This is a genomic window from Pseudomonas wenzhouensis, assembly GCF_021029445.1.
GTDB lineage: Bacteria > Pseudomonadota > Gammaproteobacteria > Pseudomonadales > Pseudomonadaceae > Aquipseudomonas > Aquipseudomonas wenzhouensis.
Genome location: NZ_CP072610.1, coordinates 64598 through 83257, shown reverse-complemented (window position 1 = coordinate 83257; position 18660 = coordinate 64598). Strand labels below are relative to the sequence as shown.

Genomic DNA, 18660 nt, shown 5'->3' with positions numbered 1-18660 from the left:
CTCGCAGGCAGCGAACAAGCGTTGGCTTCGGTAACCATAGCTGCGTCTCTGCGCCCGTTCAAAGTTTCCGTGCTGCCCTGAGCAGGCGAACCCCGTTACCTGATCGCGGGCTCAGAGAATCGGCGAAATCAGCCGTGCTACGCGCATGCCCAGTTGCTGCAGGCGGTGCACGTTGCGCCGGTCGGCATTGACCAGTTCGCGCGAGCGGCTGAAATCATTCTCCAGCATGTTCGCCACCTGGGCGTTGAAGCTTTCGTCGAAGGTCAGCAGGCTGGCCTCGAAATTCAGGCGGAACGAGCGATTGTCGAGGTTGGCGCTGCCCAGCACGCAGGCGTCGTGGTCGATCAGCAGCGCCTTCTGATGCAGGAAGCCCGGTTGGTAGCGGAACACCCGCACGCCGGCGCGCAGCGCCTCGAAGGCGTACAGGCTGGAGGCAGCGAAAACGATGCGGTGGTCCGGGCGCGACGGCAGCAACAGACGCACATCGACGCCGCGCATCACGGCCAGGCGCAGCGCGGCGGACAGCGCCTCGTCGGGGATGAAGTACGGGCTGCTCAGCCACACTCGCTGGCGCGCGGCGTGAATCGCTTCGACGAACAGCAGCGAACAGGTTTCCTGCGCGTCGGCCGGGCCGCTGGCGATCACCTGGCAGAGCTGGCCGGGTTCGTCCTGCTTGCTTGGCAGCAGCAGAGGCGGCAGCGCCTGGCAGGCCCAGTACCAGTCTTCGGCGAAGGCTTCCTGCAGGCTGGCCACCACCGGGCCGCGTACTTCGACGTGGGTGTCGCGCCAGGGCGCCAACGGTGGCTTCTGGCCGAGGTATTCGATGCCGACGTTGAGCCCTCCGAGAAAGCCGATTTCGCCGTCGACCACGACGATCTTGCGGTGGTTGCGGAAATTCAGCTGAAAGCGATTGAACAACCCAGCGCGGGTGGGGAAGGCATGTACCTGCACGCCGCCCCGGCGCAGGCGCTCGATGAAGGCGGTGGACAGCGCATGGCTGCCGACGCCGTCATACAGCACATGCACCTGTACACCCGCAGCGGCGCGCTCCAGCAGCACGTCGCGCAGACGCCGACCGAGGCTGTCATCGCGGATGATGAAGAACTGCAACAGGATCACCTGCTGGGCGCTGGCCAGGGCTGCGAAGATCGCCGCAAAGGTGGCTTCGCCATCGATCAGCAGTTCGACGCGGTTGCCGGTCAGCCCCGGCAAATGCGACAGACGCGGCAGCGCGCGCAGGCGCTCGTAGGCCGGCGACAGGTGCGCGGCCTTGGCTTCCTCGACCCAGGGGCGCCAGTCCAGCGCGGCCATGGCGTGGTGCATTTGCTTGTCGGCCTGGCGCCGCGCCTTGACGTAGGCATCGAAGCGGCTGCGGCCGAAGATCAGGTATGGCAACAGCGTCAGGTAGGGCATGAAGAACAGCGACAGGCCCCAGGCCAGCGCGCCCTGTGCGGTGCGCACGGTCAGTACGGCATGGATGGCGGCCAGCACGCCCAGCGCGTGGACACCGGCGATGAGATAGGCGAACAGATGGGGAATGCCGAAATCCACAGGCATGCAGGCTCTTCCTTTGCACAGGTCGTGTGCTACTGACTACGGCGGTTGCAGAGCGTTCTGCATGCATCCTGCCATGGTGTTTCGCAGTGTGGCAGTGCCAGGCATATCGCCATGTGCCAGGGAATTATTCAGCTATTTCATGTGTCTGTAATTTTTGGTGAGCCAAATTCATGTGCTACCCTTGTCGGTTCGACCCGCTCGTGGGTCGTTTTCAATTGGAGGAGGGCATCCGTCCTGTTCACGTTCGGCTTAGCGAGCCCACAACACATCAAGGAGTACGCCACGTATGGGAAACGTCCCTTCACATGACACGACCCCGTCATCCACAGCACAGACCCACGAAGGCATCCCGGCGCCAACCGGCGAAGCCAACCTGATCGACACCGACTACGTCATCGGTCAGGACAACATCAAAGGTCAGTTTGTCCTTTCCCTCGACATTCACGGCAAGGTCTTCACCATTTCGGCCTTGGTCGCGGTGATCTTCGTCATCCTCACTCTCGCGCTACAGACCGAGGTCGAACCACTGTTCACCGCGCTGCGTGACTGGCTGACGCACCATATGGCCTGGTTCTTCCTCGGTGCGGCGAACATCTTCGTCCTGCTTTGCCTGGGGCTGATCGTCTCGCCGCTGGGGCGGGTACGCATCGGTGGTCGTGACGCGACCCCCGACTTTTCCTACCTGACCTGGTTCGCCATGCTGTTCGCCGCCGGCATGGGCATCGGCCTGATGTTCTACGGTGTCGCCGAGCCGGTATCGCACTTCAATGCCGCGATGGGCGGAGTGACCGTGGAGAATGGCGTGCGCACCGACTGGGCTCCTTTGGGGGGCGCCGCCGGCAATGCCGCCGAGGCGCAGAGCCTGGCCATGGCCGCGACCATCTTCCACTGGGGTCTGCACCCCTGGGCCATTTATGCCATCGTCGCGCTGGCCCTGGCGCTGTTCTCCTTTAACAAAGGCTTGCCGCTGGCGGTACGTTCGATCTTCTATCCGATTCTCGGTGAGCGCGTCTGGGGCTGGCCGGGCCATGTGATCGATATCCTTGCGGTATTCGCCACCCTGTTCGGCCTGGTGACCTCCCTCGGGATCGGTGCGGAGCAAGCGGCCGGTGGTATCGAGCACCTGTTCGGGATCGAGGCGAACAACGCCAGCAAGGTCCTGCTGATCATCGCCATCACCCTGGTAGCGCTGTGCTCGGTGGTGTCCGGCCTGGACAAGGGCGTGCGTCGGCTGTCGGAGATCAACATCTTCCTGGCCTTCCTGCTGCTCGCCTTCGTCGTCATCGCCGGGCCGACGCTGGCCATCGCCCTGGGCTTCTTCGAGAACCTGGGCGCTTACCTGATGCATCTGCCTGCCTTGTCCAACCCGGTCGGCCGTGAAGACGTCAACTTCACCCAAGGCTGGACGGCCTTCTACTGGGCCTGGTGGATCAGCTGGTCGCCGTTCGTCGGCATGTTCATCGCCCGTATCAGCCGTGGCCGCAGCGTGCGCGAGTTTCTCATTGCCGTGCTGCTGGTGCCGTCGTTGGTGTCGGTACTGTGGATGACCACCTTTGGCAGCAGCGCCTTCGAGCAGATCGGCGCCGGCTTGAACGGTGTCGCCGACGCGGCGCTGGAGCTGAAGCTCTTCGCTTTACTCGGTGAGCTGCCGTTGAGCGGCATCATGTCGTTCATCGCCATCGTCCTGGTGATCATGTTCTTCATCACCTCGTCGGACTCCGGCTCCCTGGTGATCGACACCATTACCGCAGGCGGCAAGGTCAACGCGCCTGTGGTGCAGCGGGTGTTCTGGGCCAGCATCGAAGGCGTCATCGCCATCGCCCTGCTGCTTGGCGGCGGCCTGGTGGCGCTGCAGGCCATGGCTGTGTCGACGGGGCTGCCGTTCACCCTGGTACTGCTGGTGGGTTGTATTTCCATCGTCAAGGGGCTGATGAGCGAGCCGCGTTAAGCGCGTCTACCCCCTCATCCGGGGCTTCGCGCCACCTTCTCCATTGAGGGCGGTGGCGCTGTGTCCCTCTCCCACTGATGGGAGAGGGACAATAGTTGCCAACACGGCCTTCGGTAGGCGCCCGGTTTGCGGCGTGCTTGCGATTCGCAGCGCCGCGCCACTGCGGATGCGATGTTTAGCCGATCAGCTCGCTTGAAAGGCGCAGCTCCAGACGATGCCGTTCGCCAGCGTTCAGCTGCACGACGTCCTCCAGCACATTGGCCGTTTCGATGCACAGCATGTTTTGCCAGGCGTCGGCGGGAAACTGCGAGAGGCGTCGGGCCTTGTCGATCCAGGGATTCCACAGCACGGCCGAGCGTGAACCACGGCTATCGAGGTGGATGCGTCGGCCCCAGCCCGGATCGATGATGCTCAGTCGTGCGGCGGTATCGAGATAGATGCGATCCGTCTCGGCGCTGAACCTCAGGTCGTCCTGCTGACGCAGCTCCTGCCAGTCCTGCAGGGTGTCGATATAGCGACAGGCCTGCAGCCCCTCGACTTTGACCTGGCGCACGTCACTGACGGCGAAGTAGCTGTGTAGCGCCTGGCTCAGGGTCAGTGGTGTGTTGCCGCGATTGTGAGTCTCCAGGCTCATGCCGAGGTCCTGCGCCACACGCACGACAAAGGTCAGGCCGGCGTCTCGGGGCCAGCCTTCCAGCGGCTGAGTGCGCGTGTCGTAGGCGAAGCGCAGGGTGACGGCGTCGTCCTCCTCCTCAATGCCCAGCAGCTCCCAGTCTAGCGTGCGCACCAGGCCATGAGCCGGCGCCTGCTCTAGGTGAAAGTGCGCCTGCACCGCCTGCGGATTGCGCCGCAGGTCACCGAACCAGGGCCAGCACAGCGGCACACCACCGCGCACGCTTTGTCCGCGTTGGTAGGCTGCCTGTGGGCTCAGCCAGATTAGCGGCGGCTGCTCGCCCTGTTGGTAACTGAGAATCTGCGCGCCCTGTTGAGCCACCAGCAATTCGCTGCCGGCAGCCCGAATGCGCCAGCAGGTCAGTTGATCCAGTTCCACGCGTTCGACTTGGGCGGTGCTCATGACGACCTCTCGCTGAGATAGATGACGGCTAATGTGACAACCCTGGAAGCAAAACGCCCGTCACAGGGACGGGCGTCTGCTCACTGCATGTTATGACCTACTTGCCATACACCTGTTCCGGCAGCCAGGTGATCAGGCCCGGGAAGATATAGGCGATCACCAGCAGCAACAGCTGGATCAGAATGAACGGCACCACACCTTTGTAAATGGTGCTGGTAGGAATGCTCGCCGGCGTCACGCCACGCAGGTAGAACAGCGCAAAGCCGAAGGGGGGCGTGAGGAAGGAGGTCTGCAGGTTCAGCGCGATCATCACGCCCAGCCAGATCGGGTCGAGACCCATGGCCAGCAGTACCGGCCCGACGATCGGCACCACCACGAAGGTGATTTCGATGAAGTCGAGAATGAAGCCGAGCAGAAAGATCACCAGCATCACCAGGAAGAACGCACCGAGCACGCCACCTGGCAGTTGCGCGAACACGTCCTCGATCAGCGCTTCGCCACCGAAACCACGGAACACCAGGGAGAACAGCGACGCACCGATCAGGATCATGAAGACCATGGCACTGATTTCGGTGGTGCCGTAGGCCACTTCCTTGAGTTGGCCGAAGTTCAGTTTGCCTTTGCTGAAAGCCAGCAGCATGGCGCCGACAGCGCCCAGGGCAGCGGCTTCGGTCGGCGTGGCGTAACCGGCGAGGATCGAACCGAGCACGGCGCCAATCAGCAGCATCGGCGGCACCAGTGCCTTGAGCAGGCGGCCCCACTCGACATCGCCCAGTTCTTCCTTGGACATGGCCGGCAGCTTCTTCGGCTGCACGACGGCAACCACGATGATGTACACGATGTACAGGCCAACCAGCAGCAGGCCCGGCAGCAGCGCACCGACGAACAGGTCACCGACCGACACGGTCTTGGGCGAGAAGATACCCATCTTCAGCTGCGCCTGCTGATAGGCGCTGGACATCACGTCACCCAGCAGTACCAGTACGATCGACGGCGGAATGATCTGTCCCAGGGTGCCGGTGGCGGCCAGGGTGCCGGTGGAGATGGCTGGGTCATAGCCGCGACGGAGCATGGTTGGCAGCGCCAGCAGACCCATGGTTACCACGGTGGCACCAACGATACCGGTGCTCGCTGCCAGCAGGGCGCCGACCACGCACACCGAGATCGCCAGGCCACCACGCAGCGTGCCGAACAGGCGCGACATGGACTCGAGCAGATCCTCGGCTACCCGTGATCGTTCCAGCATCACCCCCATGAACACGAACAGCGGCACGGCCAGCATGGTCTGGTTGTTCATGATGCCGAACAGGCGGTTGGGCAGTGCGCTGAGATAACCCGCATCGAAGGTGCCGGTCAGTACACCTACACCCGCGAACAGCAGAGATACGCCCGCCAGGGTGAACGCCACCGGATAACCGGCCATCAAGGCCATACAAATACCGATGAACAGCAGAATCGACATCAACTCAGCCATGTTTCACCTCCGGAGCAGGCAGGCGGCCAGTGATGACGTAGAGCGCCTTGATCAGATTGGAGACACCTTGCAGAACCAGGCTGATGACCAGCACCAGGATGATGCTTTTCTGCAGGTAGACGAATTTCAGGCCGCCAGATTCGCTGGATGCTTCCAGGGTCGACCAGGCGTTGCTGACGTAATCCCAGCTGGCCCAGCCGAGAAACAGCGCAACCGGTAGCAGGAACAGCAGGTTGCCGAGAATCTCCACCAGCGCCTGACGGCGGCCGCTGAACTTCTGGTAGAAGATGTCCACACGCACGTGGCCATTGCGTTGCAGCGTCCAGGCCGCTGCACCCATGAACACCAGTGCATGCGCGTAGAGCACCGCCTCTTGCAGAGCCGTGGCGCCGATGCCGAAGCCATAGCGCAGCACCACGACGACAGCGGTGCCGATTACCAGAAAAACCGTCAGCCAGGCACAGGCCTTGCCGAACCAGCTGTTGAGGGCATCGATCAGGTATGCAAGAGCGAGGGGAAATGAAGGCTTGTCGGACATAGTGAGTCCTTTATCGTTATGAGTAGGAGACAGGACAGCAAACCGGTTGGCCGCGCGTCACGCCACCTGTGTCCTTGTGGGGCGCAGGCCGGCGATTCTAGGCAGGCCTGCGGTCATGCAGCAATGCCCGTGCAACTTTAGTCGTATTAACTAGGCTTGTAGGTCACGACCCCCTATGTTATTCACGCCCGGTCTACCTTCGGCGATCCCGTGGTAAGACCAATACAACAAGAAGGAGCATTGCATGAAACGTCGCGACATACTCGCCGCAGCAGGCGTAGGCCTTGCAGCAACCGCCCTGGCCGGCTGTAAGGAAGATGCCAAGAGCGCCGCAGCACCTCAAGAGGGTTCGAGTTCCCAAACCTTCAACTGGAAGATGGTCACCTCCTGGCCGAAAAACTTCCCGGGCGTCGGCGTGGGAGCCGAGCGCTTCGCCAAGCTGGTCGATGAAATGAGCAACGGCCGCCTGAAGGTCAAGGTGTATGCAGCAGGCGAGCTGGTGCCGGCACTGGAAGTGTTCGATGCAGTCTCCCGCGGTACCGCCGAAATGGGTCACGGCGCGCCGTACTACTGGAAAGGCAAGGTGCCGGCCGCACAGTTCTTCTGCGCCTCGCCATTCGGCCCCAATGCTCAGGAAATGAACGCCTGGCTGCATCGCGGTGGCGGTCAGCAGCTGTGGGAAGAGGTGTACAAGCCGTTCGGCGTGCTGCCGATGGCCTGTGGTAACACCGGTGTGCAAACCGCAGGCTGGTTCAACAAGGAAATGAACTCGGTCGATGACTTCAAGGGCCTGAAGATGCGTACCCCTGGCCTGGGCGGCGAAGTGCTGACCAAGATGGGCGGTACCGTGGTCAACATGCCGGCCGGTGAGATCTTCACCGCCATGCAGACCGGTGCCATCGACGCCACTGAATGGATCGGCCCATACAACGACCTGGCCCTGGGTCTGCACAAGGCAGCCAAGTACTACTACACCCCGGGCTGGCAGGAGCCCAGCGTACTGTTCGAGCTGGACGTCAATCTGAAGGCCTGGGAAACCCTGCCGCCGGATCTGCAGGCCATCGTTCGCGCCGCTGCCCGCGACGTCAACGGCGACATGCTCGATGACTACAACGCCAAGAACATGGAAGCCATGGAGCAACTCAAGGCCGACGGTGTGGAAGTACGCCGCCTGCCGGACGAAGTCCTGGCCCGCCTGAAGGAAGTGGCGGCCGAAGTGGTCGAGGCCAGTGCGGCGGCTGACCCTGCCGCTGCCAAGGTCTGGGAGCACCAGAAGGCTTATCTGAAGCGGCTGTATGCCTACGCGGAAAGCAACGAGAAAGACATCTACAACATCCGTGGCTGATCACCCTGCACACAACCAAACGCCGGCCTGAAAGCCGGCGTTCTGGTTATTGCCGTGTGCTTTGCTGCGGGCTGAGCCTCAGCCGCGCCGCGGCGGCACCGGGCGGGTGCGGCCGCTGCCGTCGATGGCGACGAAGACGAATACCGCTTCGGTGACCTTGCGCCATTCATTGGACAGCGGATCGTCGCTCCACACCTCGACCATCATCTGGATCGAGCTGCGGCCAATTTCCAGCGCCTGAGTGTAGAAGGACAACTGCGCACCCACCGCCACCGGCACGAGGAAGGCCATGCGGTCGATGGCGACAGTGGCGACGCGGCCACCGGCGATCTTGCTGGCCATGGCCGTACCGGCCAGGTCCATCTGCGATACCAGCCAACCGCCATAGATATCTCCGAAACCATTGGTCTCACGCGGCAGCGCGGTGATCTGCAGGGCAAGGTCGCCCTGGGGAATCGGGTCTTCCTGTTCGTAGTCGTTCATGGTTTCGAGGCTCGTGGCGCGGTTGTTGTTCTGAGCGCGGAACCCGCATGGCACGCGGGCGCGACGAGTATACCGACTGTGCAGTCGGCGGGCGACCACTCTGGCGAGCCGTGGCCGGTGACTGATCGGGCAAAACGCACGATCAGGCCAGTGCCATTCGGGCAGGATGCCCGCCCTTACCTCTTCTCGATAATTTTCAACTCGATGATTTAAAAGGAATTTATCTAAATTTCAGGCCTGGCACGGGCTCTGCAACATTGTTCTCAGGCAGCCGGTCAGGAACGACCGGTACGGATAGCCGGACTTTCAGCCATCCGCCTATGAACCCGAGTAATGCGCAAGGTCATGGCCTGCCAGGGCCATTGACCACTGATCCATCGAGGAGAACGACCATGCTGAGTTGGGCAGTCACATTCCTGATCATCGCCATCATCGCCGCCGTACTGGGCTTCGGTGGTATCGCCGGCACCGCCGCAGGCATCGCCAAGATTCTTTTCGTGGTGTTCCTGGTGCTGTTCATCGTCTCGTTCGTCATGGGCCGTCGCCCGCGCCTGTAGGGAGGTGTCATTGATGAAGTCGATTTACCCCATCGCCGCCGCCCTGCTGCTGGGCGGCGCCCTGGCGGCTCAGGCCGCCGACCGCGATGCCAGTTTCCAGCCGGGCGAGTTGCTGGCCGGCAACGCCGAGTGTCGCCAGGCCTGGCAGGATCTGGTGCAAGACGAAGAGCGCCTGCCGGACTGGCTGATCAACCTCAGTGGCCTGTCCACCCCGATGCAGGCCGTGGAAGCCGACAGTGATCGCTACCTGGTCGGCCAGGTCTGCGAAGCGCAGCGTTGCTTCAGCCAGCGCCTCTATGTCGCTTTCGAGTGGGAAAACGATGACGCCTATGCGCTGTATGTGCAGGTGCCGGATGGCCTGCCGGAAGATCGCGTACCCAGTGAGCACGCCACCTTGCGCTGGCTGGGCGACCCGGACGAGGAGATTCGGCAGATGCTCATGGAGCAGCTGCGCAACGATCCGAACTGGTATTGAGTGACGGCAGTTTGCCGGCTGTCCCATAGTCACCGCCGGCACGTTATCATCCCCCGCCATAACGGCATCGCCTCCCTCGTCTGGCGCTTCGCGTCACCTTCTTGCGTGGGCAGAAGGGCATGCAGGCAGGTGTTGCTGGCCAATCTAGGGGGATCACAATGCTCAACGGCCTGTGGCTGAGCTTTTTTCTGGTGGCAGCAGTGGCGGGTTTTTCCCGCTGGCTGATCGGCGATGACCCGGCGGTGTTCGGTGCCATGGTCGAGAGTCTGTTTGCCATGGCCAAGCTGTCAGTGGAGGTGATGGTGCTGCTGTTCGGCACCATGACCCTGTGGCTCGGCTTGCTGCGTATCGCCGAGCAAGCCGGTCTGGTCGATGCCCTGGCGCGTGTACTCGGCCCGTTGTTCGCGCGATTGATGCCGGAGGTGCCGCGCGGCCATCCGGCGCTCGGGCTGATCACCATGAACTTTGCTGCCAACGGCCTGGGCCTGGACAACGCTGCCACGCCCATCGGCCTCAAGGCCATGCGCAGCCTGCAGGAGCTGAACCCGAACAAGCTGGCGGCGAGCAATGCGCAAATCCTGTTCCTGGTGCTCAACGCCTCGTCGCTGACCCTGTTGCCGGTATCGATCTTCATGTACCGCGTGCAACAGGGTGCGGAAGATCCGACCCTGGTGTTCCTGCCGATTCTGCTGGCCACCAGCGCCTCGACCCTGGTCGGCCTGCTGTCGGTGGCCGTGATGCAGCGCCTGCGTCTGTGGGACCCGGTGGTGTTGGCGTATCTGATTCCCGGTGCCCTGTTGCTGGGTGGCTTCATGGCCCTGCTCGCCGGGCTCAGCGCCACTGCCCTGGCGGCGCTCTCGTCACTGCTCGGCAATCTGACCCTGTTCGGTGTGATCCTGGCTTTCCTGCTGGTTGGTGCGCTGCGCAAGGTCAAGGTCTACGAACAATTCATCGAAGGTGCCCGTGAGGGCTTCGACATCGCCAAGAGTCTATTGCCGTATCTGGTGGCGATGCTCTGCGCGATTGGTGTGTTACGTGCTTCCGGCGCTCTGGAGTTCGGCCTCGACGGCATTCGCTGGCTGGTGGAAACCTTCGGTTGGGATACGCGCTTCGTCGATGCGCTGCCCACTGCGCTGGTCAAGCCGTTTTCCGGCAGCGCGGCACGCGCCATGCTGATCGAGACCATGCAGACCCATGGCGTCGACAGCTTCCCGGCGCTGGCGGCGGCGATCGTCCAGGGCAGCACGGAAACCACCTTCTACGTGCTGGCGGTGTATTTCGGCGCCGTCGGCATTCAGCGTGCGCGCCATGCGGTGGGCTGCGCCCTGTTGGCGGAGCTGGCCGGAGTCATTGCCGCGATCACCGTGACCTACTGGTTCTTCGGCTGAGCGTCTTCGGCCTGGGCGCTGCTCAGTCGCTGCCCAGGCCCAACGTGTTGCCCGCCCAGGTCAATATAGGGTCGCTGTGCTGGTATTCACGCAGTTGCAGCAGCTTGGGCGCGATGAATGCCTCGAAGTCTTCGGCCTGCTCGAAGTACACCCCGGTGAAAAGGGTGAACATCGATTTGTTGCCGACGGTGGCATAGAACAGGTTGCCCACCGGCTCGCCGTCCTGGGTCAGCAGCTTGAGACTGGCACGGCTGGCCAGCGTAGTTTCCAGCGGCAGATCCTCTTGTTCGAGCCCGCTGTGGCGCAGGCCGAATCAAGCGCCGAAGGTTTCGGCGTAGCTGGTCATCAGCGCATCGCCGGCACGTGGGTAGAGCGATACACCGCTATAGAGGTAGAACCAGTCGCTGCTGCGGCTCTCGAAATTGAGGTCGATGGTACGCGTGGCATAGGTCACCAGCTTCTGGTAACGACCCTCCTGCGGCGCCTCGTAATTGGCGAAGTCCTCGCCGCTGAGCAGCAGGCGACGTTCCTCGGCAAGCGGCGGCTCGTTGTCGACGCAGCCTGTGAGTGACAGCAGGCTGATCAGCAGCAACGGTCTGAACATGGCATTCCTCCCTGAATCGGCCCGGGCAGCTTGCCCGAACCCGCTGCGCCTCGCCAGCGACCGCGTTCATCACTGTGCGCGGCGCCACAGCCCTGTGCTTCGAGCGGCCGGCGGCTCGCTTGGCTGAGTGCCTGTCAGCTGCCGCTGAGACGAAAACCGACCTTGAGGGTGACCTGGTAATGGCCGACCTTGCCGTTTTCGATATGGCCACGGGTCTCGGTTACCTCGAACCAGTCCATGTTGCGCACGCTCTTGGCGCACTAGGCCAGGGCATTCTCGATGGCATTTTCGATACTGGTACGCGACGAGCCGACGATTTCGATCTTCTTGTAGGTGTGGTGGTCGGACATGATGAAGCTCCTGTGGTGTGAAAGGTCCTGTTAAGACTAGCCCGCCGTGCATGGGTTTCATAAGCGCGTGCTAACGCACCTGCGCCGCGCTGTCTGCCAACTCCTTACGCAGCCACTGCGCCAGGCGCTCGCTGCGCGGATCGGTGCGGCGTGTCCACAGCGCCAGACTGCCCGTGGTTTCGACGAAGCCCCAGGGCGCGGCCAGGCGGCCAGCGCGCAGGTCGTCGGCAACCAATGTCTGTGGCGCGATGGCCACGCCGAGACCCGCAGCGGCAGCCTCCAGCAGGTAATAGAGGTGTTCGAAACCCTGTCCCAGTTGCAGCCGTTCAGCTGCCAGTCCCTGCGCCTGTGTCCACTGCGGCCAGGCCTGCGGACGCGAGGTGGTGTGCAGCAGCGGCTCGGCATACAGCGCGTCGGCGCTGGCGGCGCTCAGTTGTGCATGATTGACATAACGCGGGCTGAGCACCGGGCCGATGCGCTCCTGCGCCAGCTCGAACACCTGCATATCCGCAGGCCACGGCGGATCGGTGAACAGCAGGGTGGCATCCACCTCGGCGCTGCGCGGGTCCAGCTCGCCCTGGCTGGCCGACAGTTGCAGGCGCAGTTCCGGCAGCTCGCGCTGCAGGCGATCCAGGCGCGGAATGAACCAGCGCGCCAGCAGGCTACCCGAGCAGCCGAGCACGAAGGGGCGATCTTCGGTTTCACGGCGCAGGGTGGCGCAGACGCTACTCAGACGCTCGAAGCACTCGGTGCTGACATCACGCAGGCGCAACCCGGCATCGGTGAGTTTCACGCCACGCCCGTCCTTGTCGAACAAGCTAACGCCAAGCTGTTCTTCCAGTGCACGAATCTGCCGGCTGATCGCGCCGTGGGTAACATGCAGCTCTTCCCCCGCCTTGCTGACGCTTTGCAGGCGGGCAGCGGCCTCGAAGGCGCGCAAGGCGTTGAGCGGGGGCAGTTCTCGGCTCATGAATATGTGACTTTTTCTGACGTGTTAGTGCAATCTAATCGCTTTTTTCCGCGTCGGCCAGCGGTAGAATGGCTCCATCACTCACTCGCCCTGCCAGCCCTGCGCTGTCGACAAGGAGCACGCCATGACCTCATTTCGCACCGGCCCCGACGCCCGCGGCCTGTTCGGCCGTTTCGGCGGTCAGTTCGTCGCCGAAACCCTGATGCCGTTGATCAACTCGCTGGCCGCCGAATACGAGAAGGCCAAGAGTGATCCGGCTTTCTTCGAAGAGCTCACTTATTTCCACCGCGACTTCATTGGTCGCGCTACCCCTCTTTATTACGCCGAGCGCCTGAGCGAGCACTTCGGCGGGGCGAAGATCTACCTCAAGCGCGAAGACCTGAATCACACCGGCGCGCACAAGATCAACAACTGCATCGGTCAGATCCTGCTGGCCAAGCGCATGGGCAAGCAGCGCATCATCGCCGAGACCGGCGCCGGCATGCACGGCGTGGCCACTGCCACCGTGGCCGCGCGCTTCGGCATGCAGTGCGTGGTGTACATGGGCGCCACCGACATCGAGCGCCAGCAGGCCAACGTCTTCCGCATGAAGCTGCTCGGCGCCGAGGTGATCCCGGTCACCGCCGGCACCGGCACCCTCAAGGACGCCATGAACGAGGCCCTGCGCGACTGGGTGACCAACGTTCACAACACCTTCTACCTGATCGGCACCGCCGCCGGCCCACATCCGTATCCGGCCATGGTGCGCGACTTCCAGTCGGTAATCGGCAACGAAGTGCGCGAGCAGATCCTCGAGAAGGAAGGCCGCCTGCCCGACTCGCTGGTAGCCTGCATCGGCGGTGGCTCCAACGCCATCGGCCTGTTCCACCCCTTCCTCGATGATGAAGGCGTGCAGATCGTCGGCGTCGAAGCCGCCGGTCACGGCGTCGACACTGGCAAGCACGCGGCGAGCATGGCCGGCGGCGCGCCGGGCGTGCTGCACGGCAACCGCACCTTCCTGCTGCAGGACGAGGACGGCCAGATCACCGACGCCCACTCGATTTCCGCCGGCCTCGACTACCCCGGCGTCGGCCCGGAACACGCCTGGTTGCACGAGATCAAGCGCGTCGAATACGTGCCGATCAGCGACGATGAAGCGCTCACCGCCTTCCACCAGTGCTGCCGCCTGGAAGGCATCATCCCGGCCCTGGAAAGCGCCCACGCGCTGGCCGAAGCCTTCAAGCGCGCACCCAAACTGCCCAAGGATCACCTGATGGTGATCAACCTGTCCGGTCGTGGCGACAAGGACATGCAGACCGTGATGCACCACATGCAGGACAACCAGGAGAAGCACGCATGAGCCGCCTGCAAAGCCGTTTCGCCGAACTGAAAGCGGAAAACCGCGCCGCGCTGGTGACCTTCATCACCGCCGGTGACCCCGACTACGCCACCTCGCTGAGCATCCTCAAGGGCCTGCCGGACGCCGGTGCCGACGTGATCGAACTGGGCATGCCGTTCACCGACCCGATGGCCGACGGCCCGGCCATCCAGCTCGCCAACATCCGCGCGCTGGCTGGCAAGCAGGGCATGCAGCAGACGCTGCAGATGGTTCGCGAATTTCGCGCTGGCAACCAGAGCACGCCGCTGGTGCTGATGGGCTACTACAACCCGATCTTCGTCTACGGCGTCGAGCGCTTCATCAGTGACGCCAAGGAAGCCGGTGTCGACGGCCTGATCGTGGTCGACCTGCCGCCGGAGCATAACGACGAACTGTGCGAGCCGGCGCAGAGCGCAGGCATGGACTTCATCCGCCTGACCACGCCGACCACCGACGACGACCGCCTGCCCACCGTGCTGGCTGGTAGCTCCGGCTTCGTCTACTACGTATCGGTGGCCGGCGTCACCGGCGCCGGTGCGGCAACCATGGATCACGTCGAGGAGGCCGTGGCGCGCCTGCGTCGCCACACCGACCTGCCCCTGTGCATCGGCTTCGGCATCCGCACTCCGGAGCACGCCGCCGAAGTGGCCAAGCGCGCCGAAGGTGCGGTGGTCGGCTCGGCACTGATCGACAAGATCGCCGAGGCACAAAGCCCGCAGCAGGCCATCGACGGCGTGCTCGGTCTGTGCCGCGAACTGGCCGAAGGGGTGCGCGGCGCTCGGCGCTGATACCCGCTCTGGCATACGAAAAAGCCGCTGGCGGAGCGATCCGTCAGCGGCTTTTTCATGGTTTATCGCCTGGATTTCGCGTTGTGCTACCCACCCTACGCGATCAGTGTTCTGAGCCCGCCCGCTTGAGCAACTGCTTGCAACGCTCGGACAGGTGCACCACGCGCAGGTGCTTGCCGGCGCGTTCGTAGCGCTCGCGCAGGGTCTTCAGCGCGGCGATGGCCGAGTAGTCGACGAAGCTCAGGTGGCGGCAGTCGAGAGTCACCTGTTGCGGGTCGTCGGCTGGCTCGAACTGTGCCAGGAAGGTGGTGCAGGAGGCGAAGAACAGGGTGCCGTGGGCGCGGTACAGCTTGCTGCCGTCGGCCTGCATATCGCTGTCGGCGTACAGCTCGCGGGCGTGCTGCCAGGCGAAGTTGAGCGCGGCGATGACGATGCCGCAGAGCACGGCGGTGGCCAGGTCGGTGGCGACAGTGATGGCGGTCACCGCAACGATCACCAGCACGTCATTGGCCGGCACCTTGCCGGCGACGCGCAGCGAACCCCAGGCGAAGGTCTGCTGCGCCACCACGAACATCACGCCCACCAGCGCCGCCAGTGGGATGCGCTCGATCAGCGGCGAGAGGAACAGCACGAAAAGCAGGATCATCACCCCGGCGACCACCCCGGACAGGCGTCCGCGCCCGCCGGAGCTGAGGTTGATCACGGTCTGGCCGATCATCGCACAACCGCCCATGCCGCCGAATGCGCCGGAAACCATGTTGGCCGCACCGAGGGCGACACACTCACGATCCGGGTGGCCGCGCGTGGCGGTGATCTCGTCGGTGAGGTTCAGCGTCAGCAGGGTTTCCAGTAGGCCGACCAGGGCCATCAGCACCGCATAGGGAGCGATGATGGCGAGGGTTTCCAGGTTCCAGGGAATGTCCGGCAGCACCAGGCTCGGCAGGCCACCGGCGATCTGCGCCATGTCGCCGAGGGTGTGCGTGGGCAGATCGAGCAGGTAGACCAGCGCACCGATGCCGAGGATCGCCACCAGCGCTGGCGGCACCGCGCGGGTCAGGCGTGGCAGCAGGTAGACGATGAGCATGGTCAGCGCCACCAGACCGAGCATCAGGTACAGCGCCTTGCCCTGCAGCCAGTGACCGTCATGCTGGAAGTGCTCGAACTGGGCCAGGGCGATGATGATCGCCAGGCCGTTGACGAAACCCAGCATCACCGGGTGCGGCACCATACGGATCAGCTTGCCCAGGCGCAGCAGGCCGAACGCGAGCATGATCAGGCCGCCGAGCAGCACCGTGGCCAGCAGGTACTGCACACCGTGCTGCACCACCAGGGCGACGATCACCACCGCCATCGAACCGGCCGCACCGGAGATCATCCCCGGCCTGCCACCGAACAGTGCGGTGAGGGTGCAGATGATGAAGGCGCCGTACAGGCCCATCAGTGGGTTGACCTGCGCCACCAGGGCGAAGGCGATGCACTCGGGCACCAGGGCGAAGGAGGAGGTGAGGCCGGCCAGCAGGTCGGCGCGTAGGGAGGCGGGTTTCATCAGCGGCAGCGGGACAAGCGAATGGGCGCGCATGGTAACGCCCAAGGTTGCAGTCGTCATGCGCTGATAGGTAACAGCCGCTGCCGGGCTTACCGCCAGCGGCTTCTCAGGACGTTGCTGTCAGTGCCCGTGAGCAGGTGTATGGCCCTCGGTTTGCTGAGGGGCGAACCTGGAGAGAATGTGATTCTTCATGCCGCGCGCCAGTTCTTCCTCATCGAAGAACACTGCGCCGATGGCCTCACGACGGAAGATTTCCACTGCATCGGGGCTGTGCGTGCGGATCACCACGTCGATACCTGGGTTGAGCAGGCGCGCGGTTTCGACCATGCGCTGCACGTGCAGTGGATCGGGCGTGGCGATCACCAGCATCGCTGCCTTGGCGATATGGGCCTGGATCAGCGTACCCGGCTCGGCCGAATCACCGCTGACCGCAGCGATGCCCTGGCCCCGGATCTGCTCGACACGCTCACGATTCTGCTCGACCACGACGAAGGGAATGCCACGATCGAGCAGCGCCTTGGCGATACGCCGGCCCACGCGGCCGTATCCGACCACCACCACCTGTCCCTCGAGGTATTTGCGCTCGGTCGTCGCCGGTAGCACGGCCAGCGGGTCTTCGCGGTATTCGAGACGACGCGCCAGCGCCGAGCGGCGCAGCGCCAACTCCTTGAGCGGTTTGATGCAGGCGAATACCAGTGGATTGAGGGCAATGGAAATCAGCGCACCCGCCAGCACCAGACTCATGCCCTCGGCCGAGACCAGGCCAAGATCCTTGCCCAGACCGGCAAGGATGAAGGAGAACTCACCGATCTGCGCCAGGCTCGCCGCCACGGTCAGTGCCGTGCTCAGCGGGTAGCGGAAGGCCAACACCAGCAGCGCTGCGGCCAGCCCCTTGCCGAGGATGATGATGGCTACCACGGCCAGCACGTGCAGCGGCTCTTCGATCAGCACGGCCGGCTCGAACAGCATGCCGACGGAAACGAAGAACAACACCGAGAAGGCGTCACGCAGCGGCAGCGACTCCTCGGCCGCACGGTGCGAGAGGTCCGACTCGCGCATCACCGTACCGGCGAAGAAGGCGCCGAGGGCGAACGACACGTGGAACAGTACCGAAGCGCCGTAGGCGATGCCGATGGCCGCGGCGACGACGGACAGGGTGAACAGTTCGCGCGAGCCGGTCCTGGCGATCTGCAGCAGCATCCAGGGCAGTACGCGGCGCCCAACCACCAGCATCAGCGCAATGAAGCCGACCACTTGCAGCAGGGTCACGCCCAGTACCTGCCACAGCGGCGTAGCGGCATCGGCACCGATCACCTTGCCGCCGAGCATGCCGGCCAGCGGCGGCAGCAGTACCAGCACCAGTACGGTGGCGAGGTCTTCGACCACCAGCCAGCCCACGGCGATACGGCCATTCATCGAGTCGGTGATGCCGCGCGTATCCAGCGCCTTGAGCAGCACCACGGTACTGGCGCAGGACAGCGACAGCCCGAGCAGCAGGCTCTCGCCGAAGGTCCAACCCCACCAGCTGGCGACACCGAGGCCTAGTACGGTGGCCATGCTCATCTGCACCACCGCACCGGGCAGGGCGATCTTCTTCACGGCCAGCAGGTCTTTCAGGGAGAAGTGCAGGCCGACGCCGAACATCAGCAGCATCACGCCGATTTCCAGCAACTGCGGGGCCAGTTCCATGTCCGCGACCATGCCAGGCGTTGCCGGGCCGAGTGCGATGCCGGCTAAGAGATAACCCACCAACGCCGGCAGCTTCAGCTTTTCCGCCATGAATCCGAAGATCAGGGCAAGACCGAAACCACCGGCCAACATGGTAATGAGGGATATGTTGTGCTCCATCGCACCTCCTGTTGACGTGATTCTTCCTGCCGCGGCACCTGTGCCGCGATCAGATATTCTTTAATAGAATAACAATCGATTTTAATATCACGCCTTAGTTATTCCTACTGTTTCTGTCGGCTACTGGTTCAGCAAGCGCTTGGCAAAATACCTGCCGATGCCTGGAATAGACGCGAATGGTCGGCATCTACCACTCATCGGAAGAGACCCGCGTAGCGCGCACACGGCCAGTTCGGCAACCTGAATGCAGGCAGGACAAGACGCTTAGCCATGCGCAGAAACCTGCTGATTACCGCTGCCAGCCTGTGGGCAAGGCGGTTGGGGCGGATGCAGTGCGCTGCATGTGCAGCGCTTGCC

General features: G+C 63.5%; 17 protein-coding genes and 1 pseudogene. 7 read left to right on the top strand and 11 right to left on the bottom strand.

What is annotated here, in order from left to right; translation table 11 throughout:
* Positions 1-111 precede the first annotated feature (111 nt).
* A complete protein-coding gene (cls, locus tag J7655_RS00390) occupies positions 112-1551 on the bottom strand; it encodes a cardiolipin synthase (protein WP_230927642.1) in 1440 nt (479 codons plus the stop codon).
* A gap of 292 nt (positions 1552-1843) precedes the next feature.
* On the opposite strand from cls, the gene J7655_RS00385 reads away from it, so the two are divergent.
* On the top strand, positions 1844-3505 hold the full coding sequence (locus J7655_RS00385) for a BCCT family transporter (RefSeq protein ID WP_230926070.1): 1662 nt from the start codon (positions 1844-1846) through the stop codon (positions 3503-3505).
* Between the two features lie 175 nt (positions 3506-3680).
* On the opposite strand, the gene J7655_RS00380 is transcribed toward J7655_RS00385, so the two are convergent.
* The 3 genes from J7655_RS00380 to J7655_RS00370 form a co-directional block, all read right to left on the bottom strand.
* Complete coding sequence (locus J7655_RS00380; RefSeq protein WP_230926069.1) at positions 3681-4580, bottom strand: D-hexose-6-phosphate mutarotase; 900 nt, start codon at positions 4578-4580, stop codon at positions 3681-3683.
* 97 nt (positions 4581-4677) lie between these two features.
* Positions 4678-6054 (bottom strand): TRAP transporter large permease, encoded by a 1377-nt coding sequence (locus J7655_RS00375; protein WP_116617584.1) that lies wholly within the window; start codon positions 6052-6054, stop codon positions 4678-4680.
* Entirely contained in the window at positions 6047-6592 is a 546-nt protein-coding gene (locus tag J7655_RS00370) for a TRAP transporter small permease subunit (RefSeq protein WP_230926068.1), read from the bottom strand. The genes J7655_RS00375 and J7655_RS00370 overlap by 8 nt, the downstream gene beginning before the upstream one ends.
* A 244-nt stretch (positions 6593-6836) precedes the next feature.
* Between J7655_RS00370 and J7655_RS00365 the strand changes: the two genes are divergently transcribed.
* Positions 6837-7937, top strand: coding sequence for a TRAP transporter substrate-binding protein (locus J7655_RS00365; protein WP_230926067.1), 1101 nt, complete (start codon positions 6837-6839; stop codon positions 7935-7937).
* A gap of 78 nt (positions 7938-8015) precedes the next feature.
* Here J7655_RS00365 and J7655_RS00360 read toward each other — a convergent pair whose 3' ends face one another.
* On the bottom strand, positions 8016-8420 hold the full coding sequence (locus tag J7655_RS00360) for an acyl-CoA thioesterase (protein ID WP_039964119.1): 405 nt from the start codon (positions 8418-8420) through the stop codon (positions 8016-8018).
* Positions 8421-8812: 392 nt separating this feature from the next.
* Between J7655_RS00360 and J7655_RS00355 the strand changes: the two genes are divergently transcribed.
* The 3 genes from J7655_RS00355 (at position 8813) to J7655_RS00345 (ending at position 10840) form a co-directional block, all read left to right on the top strand.
* Positions 8813-8977, top strand: coding sequence for a DUF1328 domain-containing protein (locus J7655_RS00355; protein WP_017676339.1), 165 nt, complete (start codon positions 8813-8815; stop codon positions 8975-8977).
* Between the two features lie 13 nt (positions 8978-8990).
* Positions 8991-9452, top strand: coding sequence for an inhibitor of vertebrate lysozyme family protein (locus tag J7655_RS00350; protein ID WP_230926066.1), 462 nt, complete (start codon positions 8991-8993; stop codon positions 9450-9452).
* A gap of 158 nt (positions 9453-9610) precedes the next feature.
* Positions 9611-10840: a nucleoside recognition domain-containing protein gene (locus J7655_RS00345; RefSeq protein WP_230926065.1), complete on the top strand. Its 1230-nt coding sequence runs from the start codon at positions 9611-9613 to the stop codon at positions 10838-10840.
* Between the two features lie 22 nt (positions 10841-10862).
* On the opposite strand, the gene J7655_RS00340 is transcribed toward J7655_RS00345, so the two are convergent.
* From J7655_RS00340 to J7655_RS00325, 4 genes and pseudogenes are all read right to left on the bottom strand, one after another.
* On the bottom strand, positions 10863-11051 hold the full coding sequence (locus tag J7655_RS00340) for a hypothetical protein (RefSeq protein ID WP_230926064.1): 189 nt from the start codon (positions 11049-11051) through the stop codon (positions 10863-10865).
* Between the two features lie 102 nt (positions 11052-11153).
* A complete protein-coding gene (locus J7655_RS00335; protein ID WP_230926063.1) occupies positions 11154-11444 on the bottom strand; it encodes a hypothetical protein in 291 nt (96 codons plus the stop codon).
* A 134-nt stretch (positions 11445-11578) separates the two neighbouring features.
* Positions 11579-11794 (bottom strand): annotated as a pseudogene (locus J7655_RS00330) (dodecin).
* A gap of 70 nt (positions 11795-11864) precedes the next feature.
* The gene (locus J7655_RS00325) at positions 11865-12764 is read right to left on the bottom strand and encodes a LysR family transcriptional regulator (RefSeq protein ID WP_230926062.1); all 900 of its coding nucleotides are present in this window, start codon (positions 12762-12764) and stop codon (positions 11865-11867) included.
* A gap of 124 nt (positions 12765-12888) precedes the next feature.
* On the opposite strand from J7655_RS00325, the gene trpB reads away from it, so the two are divergent.
* Complete coding sequence (trpB, locus tag J7655_RS00320; protein WP_230926061.1) at positions 12889-14103, top strand: tryptophan synthase subunit beta; 1215 nt, start codon at positions 12889-12891, stop codon at positions 14101-14103.
* Positions 14100-14909: a tryptophan synthase subunit alpha gene (trpA, locus tag J7655_RS00315; protein ID WP_230926060.1), complete on the top strand. Its 810-nt coding sequence runs from the start codon at positions 14100-14102 to the stop codon at positions 14907-14909. The genes trpB and trpA overlap by 4 nt, the downstream gene beginning before the upstream one ends.
* Before the next feature lie 103 nt (positions 14910-15012).
* On the opposite strand, the gene J7655_RS00310 is transcribed toward trpA, so the two are convergent.
* Positions 15013-16455, bottom strand: coding sequence for a SulP family inorganic anion transporter (locus J7655_RS00310; RefSeq protein ID WP_230926059.1), 1443 nt, complete (start codon positions 16453-16455; stop codon positions 15013-15015).
* 120 nt (positions 16456-16575) lie between these two features.
* A complete protein-coding gene (locus J7655_RS00305) occupies positions 16576-18303 on the bottom strand; it encodes a cation:proton antiporter domain-containing protein (RefSeq protein WP_230926058.1) in 1728 nt (575 codons plus the stop codon).
* Positions 18304-18660 lie beyond the last annotated feature (357 nt).

Excerpts from the sequence above, each read along its gene's own strand:
- J7655_RS00305 (WP_230926058.1), bottom strand. The coding sequence starts at position 18,303 with ATGGAGCACAACATATCCCTCATTACCATGTTGGCCGGTGGTTTCGGT.
- J7655_RS00355 (WP_017676339.1), top strand. The coding sequence starts at position 8,813 with ATGCTGAGTTGGGCAGTCACATTCCTGATCATCGCCATCATCGCCGCC.
- trpA (WP_230926060.1), top strand. The coding sequence starts at position 14,100 with ATGAGCCGCCTGCAAAGCCGTTTCGCCGAACTGAAAGCGGAAAACCGC.
- J7655_RS00325 (WP_230926062.1), bottom strand. The coding sequence starts at position 12,764 with ATGAGCCGAGAACTGCCCCCGCTCAACGCCTTGCGCGCCTTCGAGGCC.
- J7655_RS00370 (WP_230926068.1), bottom strand. The coding sequence starts at position 6,592 with ATGTCCGACAAGCCTTCATTTCCCCTCGCTCTTGCATACCTGATCGAT.
- J7655_RS00310 (WP_230926059.1), bottom strand. The coding sequence starts at position 16,455 with ATGAAACCCGCCTCCCTACGCGCCGACCTGCTGGCCGGCCTCACCTCC.
- J7655_RS00335 (WP_230926063.1), bottom strand. The coding sequence starts at position 11,444 with ATGTTCAGACCGTTGCTGCTGATCAGCCTGCTGTCACTCACAGGCTGC.
- J7655_RS00380 (WP_230926069.1), bottom strand. The coding sequence starts at position 4,580 with ATGAGCACCGCCCAAGTCGAACGCGTGGAACTGGATCAACTGACCTGC.
- J7655_RS00365 (WP_230926067.1), top strand. The coding sequence starts at position 6,837 with ATGAAACGTCGCGACATACTCGCCGCAGCAGGCGTAGGCCTTGCAGCA.
- J7655_RS00360 (WP_039964119.1), bottom strand. The coding sequence starts at position 8,420 with ATGAACGACTACGAACAGGAAGACCCGATTCCCCAGGGCGACCTTGCC.
- J7655_RS00385 (WP_230926070.1), top strand. The coding sequence starts at position 1,844 with ATGGGAAACGTCCCTTCACATGACACGACCCCGTCATCCACAGCACAG.
- J7655_RS00345 (WP_230926065.1), top strand. The coding sequence starts at position 9,611 with ATGCTCAACGGCCTGTGGCTGAGCTTTTTTCTGGTGGCAGCAGTGGCG.
- J7655_RS00375 (WP_116617584.1), bottom strand. The coding sequence starts at position 6,054 with ATGGCTGAGTTGATGTCGATTCTGCTGTTCATCGGTATTTGTATGGCC.
- trpB (WP_230926061.1), top strand. The coding sequence starts at position 12,889 with ATGACCTCATTTCGCACCGGCCCCGACGCCCGCGGCCTGTTCGGCCGT.
- J7655_RS00350 (WP_230926066.1), top strand. The coding sequence starts at position 8,991 with ATGAAGTCGATTTACCCCATCGCCGCCGCCCTGCTGCTGGGCGGCGCC.